We start from the raw sequence: 9,564 nt of genomic DNA, 5'->3' as shown, positions 1-9,564 counted from the left end.
AGCACCTGCTGCGCTCGATGGTGAAAGTGGAGGCCTCGGTGGTCTGCTATGCGGTGGCGCTGTTGCTGCCGCTGGCGCTGTTGGGAGGATCGGCTGCTATCACCGTGCTGACCGGCGCAACGCGCCCCACCCCGGCGCAGCTCGCGAAATGGCCACAGATCATGGGCAATTTTATCTTCATGCTACTGTTCGTTGGCGTGGGCGAGGAACCAGGCTGGAGGGGCTTCGCCATTCCACAGTTGCAGGCGCGGTTTTCCCCAGTGGTGTCCACGATGGTGCTTGCGCCCATTTGGTTACTTTGGCATGCGCCGCTCTTCGCCAGTGGGGAGTTCGTGCTAAACCAGCTCGCGCCCTTTGCGGTCACGGTGTTCGGCGGCGCGCTGGCACTGACCTGGCTGTACAACCGGAGCGGCGGCAGCGTGTTGCAGCCCATGCTGATGCATGCAACGATCAACGCGGTGGGCGCTGGATACGTCTTTCCGATGTTTCACGGGGTGGAGCTCACCCGGATGTGGTGGATCTATGCCGCCGTGTGGGCGGTCGCTGGCGGAATTTTTGTAGTGGTGATGCGGGTAAAGCGCACACAAGGGATAGCCGTGGCGTCTTAGCCAATCAAGCCACTGGCTTCGTGCGCTTCCGGCTTGAAGCGATGGAATGTGGAGAGGACTATTAATCTTGACAGGAGACGGCAGGGCTCCAGACCGCTACATTGACTTTCAATTTTTCCCACATTCTACGGGCGGCTCCGCAGGGCTGCCCGTCCCGCCTTAACAAAGTCACCTCCTCGGTGACACGCCCTGCACTGAGTAGGAGCACAGGTCAATTGGCGAGAGCAGGACTTATCACTTTTTACGCACGCCCCGCTGGAGGAACAGGCGTTCTCGCCAACAACCAGTTTTGCACCCGGTGTGGTGCAAGGGGCGTAGTTAGCGAGAAGGGGGTTTGTCGCCAGTTATCTCAGCCGGCGCCCAGTTTTGGAAGCTGTCAATCCGATGGCATGAACGGTTGTCGTCAGGACAACAAGGAATCGGCTTAACCGGCTCATGTGGTCCTCCTCAAGTGAGTCGGACTGGCTCAGGTTCGAATCGTTAGCACACGACTGATGTGAGCGCGTCCGCTCAACCCCTCGGCCTTCGCTTTGATGTACATGATTCGGCAGCGCATCGGAATGAAATAGAGGGTGGTTAGTCAGTTGTTGATATGCATGGTTTCGGCGGCTTGGATCTTCCAGCCCCTGATCACGAGCCAAAGCGGCAAGATCAGTTCCGCGAAAGACACGACGAAGAGGAATCCAAGACGGGCGTTCGGATAGAGGTATGGCCTCAAGCTATTGATGACCCAGCCCAATCCATCGATTGCCAGCAGAATCCCTATTATTCCGGGGATGTAGTCAGACCGGTAGATCAAGTAGCCCAACAGGCCGAGATGAATCCCAAAGATCACTAGGCTCATGGACCAGTCATACCGAAACGAATTGAGCAGAAGCTGAACTTGGGCATGCAATGGGCCTGGTCCAAACAGCGTCAGGTAATCCGGTGTGGTCAGAAGGCGATAAACGGTGACCAGGTGTAAGAGGGCGAAAAGTGCCATCGCCGTATACACCAACCGGAACCAGGCGGTAAGCAATGACACCGATCTGTTTACCGGCATCAGCAGGACATAGAGCGCCCAAGCAATAACCACGTCAAGAATCAATGTGATCAGGTAGCAGAGTATTGCTGCAACAAAGAGCTTCCCGTGGCTGGCAAGGTTCTGAACGGTTTGTTCGATGTTCCCCCGAATAACCAGTTTAGGCATAATCGAAAACTCAACGTAGGCGGCAGGCATCAGCAGATAGCCGAAACCGGCGATCAGCGCTGCCTGACGCAATGTCAATCCCTCATCGTGATGTGCTGGGTTCATCGAGCTCGTGTCCCCCCTTGTAAGGGTCCGTCGGAGATACGCCGAAGCCATCAAAAAGTTCCGCCCGGACGAATGTCTGAATAGACTGCTTCGCACGCCGAAGGTTAGTCGTTGTTGTAAACAGGCCTTATCACTAACTGAGAATTTGCACCGCGAAGTGTTCAGTTAGTGAAGAGATTTATCAACAGCCAGAGGGGTAGGGTTATACTGGCTGGCCACTCGAAATACCAGGGGAGTCTTCTTGACGGCTGCTCATGCAAGCGTGCAATTGGCTTTGCTCTCCGCCGCCATCCTGGGCTTCCGGCATGGCTTCGACTACGACCACATCGCCGCTATCTCCGACATCACCAGCGTGCGGTCCTCCGGCCGCCGCGCCATGCATCTGGGGCTGCTGTATGCCCTCGGCCACGCCGCCACTGTGGCGGTGCTGGGCAGCGCGGTCATCTTCTTCCAGCTGTCCCTGCCTCAGGGCATCGACCGCATCGCTGAGCGCCTGGTGGGCCTGACCTTGGTCGTGTTGGGGATCTACGTCCTAGGCTCGCTGTTCCGCGGCGACTACACGCCGCGCAGCCGCTTCCAGGTGCTTGCCCATCTGGGCCGCTGGTTGCACTGGAGGGCTCGCGCTCATTGGAATCCCCACCGGCCCGCGCCCCTCCCCGCGAGCTGGAACTACGATTCCAAGACCGCATTCGTGGTGGGCGTAATCCACGGGCTGGGTGCCGAAACTCCCAGTCAGTTGCTCATCTTCTTGCTGGCGGCCAACTTGGGTGGCATCAGCAAGGGCTTCCTCGGGCTGGGAATGTTTCTCCTGGGATTGCTGCTCATGAACACCCTCATGACAGCCGCCGCCGCCGGGCTGTTCGGCATCAGCGTGCGCCTGCCCAAGTTCCAAGTGGCAGTGACCGCGGCGACCGCGGTTTACAGCCTGGTGGTCGGCGGCATCTTCCTGCTGGGCGCGGGCTCCTGGCTGCCTCCCGTCGGTAGCTGAACCGGCTTGCGTCCCGCGCCGGTAACTGTTGAGAACAGGCGTTATCAATAATTGAGAATTTGCACTGCTCCCGGTGCAACTCGGGCCACCCGCATTGTTAGTGAGAAGACGATTTAGCGCCAACTGGGGGCTCCGGTTTCCAGTGACCGGTATCACTGACAACGCGCCTGGAAGGCGCGTAGCCAATCATGGGCAGGTGCCGATGGGATCCTTGCGGGCAGTCGTGATTGGGCTCGGCAGCGCCGGCGACGTTCACCCCAACGTCGGGCTGGCCTTGGCTCTTCGCAAGCGAGGACACAATGTGATGTTTGTGGGTCCGGCGGCATTCCGGTCTCTGGCGCGGAGCGTCGGGCTGGAGTTCGTTGGGCTCCTCACAGAAGAGGAGTATTACGCGGCCATTCGCGATCCGGACCTCTGGCATCCTGTCCGGTCTTTTTCTGTCGTCGCGCGGCGCTTGATCCTGCCCGCACTGCGGGTGATTTACAGCATCATCGAGAGCAACTTCGAGCCCGGCCGGACCGTGGTTGCGGCTCCGGGCTTCGCCTTCGGCGCACGCATAGCTCAGGAGAAGCTCGGCGTGCCTCTGGCTACCGTGCACCTTCAGCCGATCATGTTGCGTAGCGCGATTCGACCCGGATGTTTCGGGTTCCCCAACATTCTCGGGCATCTGCCGCGCCCCATTAGGAAGCTTTACTTCCGCGCAGCGGACCGCTTCCTTATCGACGGCTTGCTCGCTGCTGAAACCAACGCTTTTCGCGCAGAGCTTGGCCTGCGTCCGGTCAGGCGATTCTTCGATGGCTGGATTCATTCGCCTCAGCAGGTGATCGGCCTATTTCCGGAGTGGTTTGCCCCGCCGGTGCCCGATTGGCCCTCAAATGTCGCGCTCACGGGATTTCCACTATGGGACCAACGTGACCTCCATAGCTCCTCGCCCGAACTCGAAGAATTTCTTGCCGCAGGCGACCCGCCGGTCGTGTTCACCGCCGGTTCGGCAATGGTGCATGCAAAGCAGTTTTTCCGCGTTTCGACGGAGGTCTGCCGCGACGTTGGCCGCCGCGGGCTCTTGTTGACGCAGTTCCCGGAACAACTTCCAGCCGTACTGCCGAGCGGAGTTCGCCACTTTGATTACATTCCGTTCAGCGTGGTTCTGCCGCGCTGTGCTGCCTTAGTCCATCACGGCGGCATCGGGACAACGGCCCAGGCGATTGCTGCGGGGCTTCCTCAACTAGTCGTTCCAATGTCCCATGACCAGCCGGACAATGCCATGAGGATTCGCCGCTTAAGCATCGGCGATTTCATATTGCCGAAGGCCTACACGAAACCACGGGTCATAGAGAAATTGGATCGCCTGATGAGTCCTGCCGTCAGAGACAACTGCCTGCGCAGGGCGGCGGACTTAGCCGCCTGTCAATCTCTTGAAATGGCGTCAACTTTGATTGAGGCGCTAGCTACTGTGAAGACGGGCAGCCCGCCTTCAGCCGTTGGTCCCTACTGAACTGCTGGGCGCCAGGGCCCGGCATTGTTAGTGAGAAGGGGATTTCTCAACAATTACACGCGGAGATGGCTGCCACGAAAGTGTGTCTGACCTAAAGACAACGCTGCTGTTAGTTCCTTTCCCCAAACCCGTGGCGGTTGCGGCACTTGGGGCAATAGGTCGACGCCTCCGTGTTGTCCACGCGGTGCTGCACTGGCGGTATCGTCCGCAGATAAGCAAACAGCGCCTTTAGGTCGGTGTCGGTTAGATTGCGAAAATCGGCCCAAGGCATGACGGGACTGAGCTTGCGCGATCCAACGTGGCCCGTGCGCATCACCGCAATGAACTTCTGCTCGTCGTAGTAGCCGATTCCCGACGGGTCGGGCGTGATGTTCTGCGATGTCACGACTCCCCAGCGCCCGTGCAGTACCCGCCCACCTGCGAATTCCATCCCCGGCACCGGCTTGCGGTCCGGGGTCTGCGCATCGTGACACCCCGAGCAGTTCCCTAAGTGCGCTAAATACTCGCCATGCCGCACCTGCTCAGAAGCGCCCACCGGCGCGGGAGGCGTCGGCAACAGGGCCGCTTTCAGCAGTGCTGGCTCCTGTGGCAATAAGCGCTTGGGAAGCTGGTTGCGTACCGCCGGAATACTTCGCACGTAGGCGATCACCGAGGCCAAGTCCTCATCTGTCAGCGCCCAGAAATTCCAGTATGGCATCATGGGGTGGAGCGCGCGGCCGTCGTGCCCAATGCCTTCGCGAATGGCCCGTACGAAGTCCCCATCACTCCAGGTGCCTGCTCCCGTCTCATGGTCGGGCGAAATATTCGGGCAGACGATTCGCGCTGGTGGCGGCACCGGTGACTCGTCTGGCGGAATCACGTTGCCACCGCCCTTCTTCTTCAGCGGTGCTCGCCCGTTCAAGTGCTGGAAATCATTCTCGGAGTGGCAGCGAAAACAGTGCGCCAGTCCTTCCACGAGGTACTTGCCGCGGTCCAGCCGTTGCTGCGTGCGCTCGATGGGTTTCGGAGACTGCGATTCTTTGGTCGCGTCACTCGCGCCCCCACCCACTGCAGTTAGTACGAGCATGAGACAAAGAACGTACGCGGGTGTCCGGAGCTTATTGGCTTGCAAGTTTCTCCCCTTGGCGGGCTGTTTATTCCCCTGCGGTGCGCTGCCGCCTCAATGCAGCTTCGGGAACGCTCTCTTCTTGTCAGGCAGTCACTGTGTAGCTTTGTTCGACGAGATTCTAATGTGGATGTCCTGGTAGTCAACAGCTTTAAGCACTTTCACTGGCGATAACAGGCGTTATCACTAACTGAGGGTTTGCACCGAGAAGTGTTCAGTTAGTGAGAAGGGGATTTCTTACTAAGAGCCTGTAACAAAACCCTTCTAACGAGTGCCGACGGCTGGCTGGGGGGAACTTCCGGTTTGCCGACGATCCACAAACTGGCTTTGTTTGGGGACTTCCTATAACGGAACTTCCGGCCTGCGTCGTTGGCAGCCTGTTCTCGCCAATCATCAAGGAAACAGGGCTGCTTTTTGCTGATTCCAGCGTTTCAATCTGCTGGTAATTCAAACAGTTGCCTCTACATCCCCGCCATGTGTAATGACGTAGTAAGAGGTCGAGGCAAAGCCATGAGAGATAGAGTCGTGTGTTTGCTGTTTGTTTTTGCGGTCACCTTGTGGCTGATTGGCTGTTCGCAATCAGGAACAAAGCCTGCAAGCCAACCCGGTGTCGAAGAAGCAGTGAGCACGGCGATTGAGGCCTACATCTACGGCTATCCGCTCGTGACCATGGACATGACGCGAAAGCAGATCACTAACGTGGCAACGTCCGCTGGTTCGCGCGGGCCGATGGGGCAGTTGATTAAGCTCAGAAACTACCCAGCAGTGGACGACCATGCCGTGACCGCTCCCAACGCGGATACGCTCTACACGACGGTTTGGTTGGATGTCTCGAAAGAACCGTGGGTCTTCAGCATTCCCGATGTGGGAGACCGCTATTACTTGATGCCGATGCTGGACGGCTGGACGGACGTCTTCCAGGTCCCCGGCAAACGCACGACGGGGGGCAAGGCGCAGCAGTACGCCATCACGGGGCCGGGATGGTCTGGGAATCTTCCTGCGGGAGTCACGGAATACAAATCGCCCACAGCACTGGTCTGGATTCTCGGTCGGATTTACTGCACCGGGACGCCGGATGACTATGCGAAGGTGCACGCACTCCAGGACAAGTTCTCAGTTGTACCTCTCAGCTATTACGGAAAGCCTTACACTCCGTTGCCGGGGGAGGTAGATGCCAATTTCGACATGAAGACAGCGGTGCGGGACCAGGTGGATGCCATGGGGGTCAACGAATACTTCAATTATCTGGCGAAGCTGATGAAGACCAACCCACCCGCCCCCGAAGATGCCCCGATGGTTTCAAGAATGGCAAAAATCGGTCTGGTGCCCGGCCAGGATTTCGACCCCAGCAAGCTAGGCGTCTTCGACAAAGAGGCCATCAAGGCCGTGCCGAAGCTGGCTCAAGTGAAGATCATAGAGTACCTCAAGAAAGCAGGAGAGCCAGTCAACGGCTGGATGTTCACCACCAAGACGGGGTTGTACGGCACGGACTACATCCAGCGTGCACTGATTACCGCTATCGGCCTCGGTGCCAACCGTCCGCAGGATGCGGTCTATCCCACAGGCGAGAAGGATGCTGATGGGAAGGCGTTCGACGGTGTTTCCAAAAAATATGTCATGCACCTTGCCAAGGGCCAGATGCCGCCAGCAAAGGCCTTTTGGTCCCTGACCATGTATGACGCGTCTTACTTTTTCGTGCCGAATCCGCTCAAGCGCTACACCTTAAGCTCGCGCAACAAGTTTGTTACCAATGCGGATGGTTCCGTGGACCTATACCTCCAGGCCGATTCTCCAGGGACAGCCAAGGAAGCCAACTGGTTGCCTGCTCCCAAGGCTAAGTTCATTCCCATGTTCCGGCTTTACTGGCCGAGCGAAACTCCGCCTTCGATCATCGACGGCACATGGAAGCCCCCAGCCATCAAAGTTGCTCCTTAAAACAAATTGCGGGCCGCTGGAAAGATTCCCTCGGCCCGCCCAACGGTCGATTACAAATTTGCTGACCTTGGACGCGTGCATAGCGGTGAATGGATAAAAAGCAACAAGCCCAAGGTCGTTTGTGATAAATCCCCTTATCGTAAGTAACCGACATTTGTACCACATCCGGTGCAGAATCGCGACTTACGATAAACCCTGTTTACAACAACTATCGCTCAAGTAAGAGATCTGGGGTTAGATGTTGATGGTTCCTTGTAGATAAAGCTTCGCTTCACCAGCGATCTTTACGCGGTCGCCAACTAGCGTGCACCACATTGTGGCGCCACGAGAACTGAGTTGCTGCACTCGAAATGTTTGCTTGCCAGTGCGGCCGGCCCAATATGGGACGAGTGCGCACTGGATTGATCCAGTGGCAGGATCTTCGTCGATCCCCTCGGACGGAGCGAAAAACCTGCATACGTAATCGACATCATTCTCGCCAGGAGCCGTAATAATTGCTCCGCCCGATCTGCCCATATCAATTTTGGCCAACGCAGCAATATCGGGCTTGAGCTTTTTCACTATCTCGGCGTGGTTGACGACAATGAGAAAGTCACGAGGTTCGCGCAGTGCCTCTGCCGTCTCCAAACCCAGGGCGGGCAGCAGCTCCGTTGGTATTTCGCATGGAACCGCCGGCCTGGCCGGAAAATCCATTTCAAAGCGCTTGTGATCACGATTGACCGTTAACAAGCCGCTGACTGTATGGAAGCGAACCGGCCAGGTGTCATGTCCCCGCAACGAGAGTGCATAGGCAGAAGCCAACGTTGCATGACCGCACAGGTCATCCTCCACTACTGGTGTGAACCAACGGAGGTCGAAATCGCCATCAGCGCGGGCAACCACAAAAGCTGTTTCGCTGTGGCGGTTCTCGGCTGCGATTTTTTGCATGACATCATTCTCGGGAAATGCGGGAACGAGGCATACACCAGCGGGATTGCCTGCGAACAGTTCGCTCGCGAACGAATCGATCTGGTAATACCAAATGGACATGCTCACCAAAGAATCAGAGCTAAAAGATGCTTACTGGCACGAATGGTCGGCAAACCGGAAACTATGCGGTAATGTCGAAAAATCCCCTTAGCACTAACTGGACCGCTCCAGCCGCGACCAAGTAAACGGGGCTGCATGCTTCGCACCTGTCGGCCATCTTGAACCCACTTCAGGTGTTCAAAATGCGTGTAAGTCCCGAAGACAACGCCGAATAGCGCTGCCGTAATCATTCTGATGGTCAGATGGCGCTTCATGTCCCATTCCATACGCTTGGTCGTACGCGCAATTTTATCTTTGGCTGCGGTTGTTGGCGATAAATCCCCTTATCGTAAGGAACCGCCCCTGCCCACCGTGCCGCAGCAGGGGCAGCCCCTACGCACGCCGCCACTGGGCCTTTCCGGGCCGAGGGCCGGACGTGTTGAAACAGGCCCGCGTACCTTCCGCGTACCTCCGATTTACGGTTTTAGCGGTTCTAGCGTTTTAGGCGGGTTGAAAATAAAGGAAGTTACAGTCGCTCAATCGTGGGCGGCGTTTCGATTCCCCCTCCCGGCAGCAGCCTTCCATTAGCTGATGCTTCAACAACTTGGCGCAGTTGCCCAAGGAGCGCTTGCACCTGACCGCTTTAATGATGTATTCGCGCTTAGGTTACTCCTATTACGCCTTCTTCCAGCTGACTTCGCCGCAGCGTGGGAGATCTCCTTTAATCCAGATGTCTTGCAACACGCTCAAGAACTACTGCGTAACGCTTGCGGTAAGTGCTTTCTCCCGCCCTTACAAATCTTTACCCCAGCTTGACGCTTTCTTTACGCGTGGCGGCCGGCCCTCGGGTTCGGAACTAGTAGAGGCAATAACACCATGAAGATTCCGAAGAACAAGTGGATGATCGCAGCGGCGGTGGTGCTGGCGGCGGTGGTGTTTGCCGCGTTTACGGTGGGTCGTGGCAGTCAGCAGCAGTTTTTTACCGCCAAAGTGGAACGCGGAAGCATCCACGACACCGTGCAGGCGACCGGGACCATCAATGCGGTGACCTCGGTGCAGGTGGGCTCGCAGGTATCCGGCACAATCTCCAAGCTGTATGCCGACTTCAACTCCAAGGTGAAGAACGGGGAA

The 9,564-nt window shown here is 57.4% G+C and carries 8 protein-coding genes; 5 read left to right on the top strand and 3 right to left on the bottom strand.

Annotated features, from left to right (window positions below):
• The coding region (locus tag VEG30_15615) for a CPBP family intramembrane glutamic endopeptidase (protein HXZ81356.1) at positions 1-608 on the top strand (608 nt) is incomplete at its 5' end.
• 580 nt (positions 609-1,188) lie between these two features.
• On the opposite strand, the gene VEG30_15610 is transcribed toward VEG30_15615, so the two are convergent.
• Positions 1,189-1,902: a DUF4386 domain-containing protein gene (locus VEG30_15610; protein HXZ81355.1), complete on the bottom strand. Its 714-nt coding sequence runs from the start codon at positions 1,900-1,902 to the stop codon at positions 1,189-1,191.
• Positions 1,903-2,143: 241 nt separating this feature from the next.
• Between VEG30_15610 and VEG30_15605 the strand changes: the two genes are divergently transcribed.
• A complete protein-coding gene (locus tag VEG30_15605) occupies positions 2,144-2,890 on the top strand; it encodes a hypothetical protein (GenBank protein ID HXZ81354.1) in 747 nt (248 codons plus the stop codon).
• A gap of 202 nt (positions 2,891-3,092) precedes the next feature.
• The gene (locus VEG30_15600) at positions 3,093-4,385 is read left to right on the top strand and encodes a nucleotide disphospho-sugar-binding domain-containing protein (GenBank protein ID HXZ81353.1); all 1,293 of its coding nucleotides are present in this window, start codon (positions 3,093-3,095) and stop codon (positions 4,383-4,385) included.
• Positions 4,386-4,494: 109 nt separating this feature from the next.
• Here VEG30_15600 and VEG30_15595 read toward each other — a convergent pair whose 3' ends face one another.
• The gene (locus tag VEG30_15595) at positions 4,495-5,451 is read right to left on the bottom strand and encodes a cytochrome c (protein HXZ81352.1); all 957 of its coding nucleotides are present in this window, start codon (positions 5,449-5,451) and stop codon (positions 4,495-4,497) included.
• Positions 5,452-6,000: 549 nt separating this feature from the next.
• Between VEG30_15595 and VEG30_15590 the strand changes: the two genes are divergently transcribed.
• The gene (locus VEG30_15590) at positions 6,001-7,425 is read left to right on the top strand and encodes a DUF1254 domain-containing protein (GenBank protein HXZ81351.1); all 1,425 of its coding nucleotides are present in this window, start codon (positions 6,001-6,003) and stop codon (positions 7,423-7,425) included.
• A gap of 234 nt (positions 7,426-7,659) precedes the next feature.
• Here the strand turns inward: VEG30_15590 and VEG30_15585 are convergent, their stop codons facing one another.
• Positions 7,660-8,454, bottom strand: a complete 795-nt coding sequence (locus VEG30_15585; protein HXZ81350.1) for a PhzF family phenazine biosynthesis protein — start codon at positions 8,452-8,454, stop codon at positions 7,660-7,662.
• Positions 8,455-9,309: 855 nt separating this feature from the next.
• Between VEG30_15585 and VEG30_15580 the strand changes: the two genes are divergently transcribed.
• Positions 9,310-9,564: hypothetical protein (locus VEG30_15580; protein ID HXZ81349.1), on the top strand; the 255-nt coding region annotated here is incomplete at its 3' end.

This window comes from Terriglobales bacterium, assembly GCA_035624455.1.
Lineage (GTDB): Bacteria > Acidobacteriota > Terriglobia > Terriglobales > Acidobacteriaceae > DASPRM01.
Note: the sequence above shows the minus strand (reverse complement) of the source record. Positions and strands in the feature narration are given on the sequence as shown.

Excerpts from the sequence above, each read along its gene's own strand:
- VEG30_15595 (HXZ81352.1), bottom strand. The coding sequence starts at position 5,451 with ATGCTCGTACTAACTGCAGTGGGTGGGGGCGCGAGTGACGCGACCAAA.
- VEG30_15585 (HXZ81350.1), bottom strand. The coding sequence starts at position 8,454 with ATGTCCATTTGGTATTACCAGATCGATTCGTTCGCGAGCGAACTGTTC.
- VEG30_15610 (HXZ81355.1), bottom strand. The coding sequence starts at position 1,902 with ATGAACCCAGCACATCACGATGAGGGATTGACATTGCGTCAGGCAGCG.
- VEG30_15590 (HXZ81351.1), top strand. The coding sequence starts at position 6,001 with ATGAGAGATAGAGTCGTGTGTTTGCTGTTTGTTTTTGCGGTCACCTTG.
- VEG30_15600 (HXZ81353.1), top strand. The coding sequence starts at position 3,093 with ATGGGATCCTTGCGGGCAGTCGTGATTGGGCTCGGCAGCGCCGGCGAC.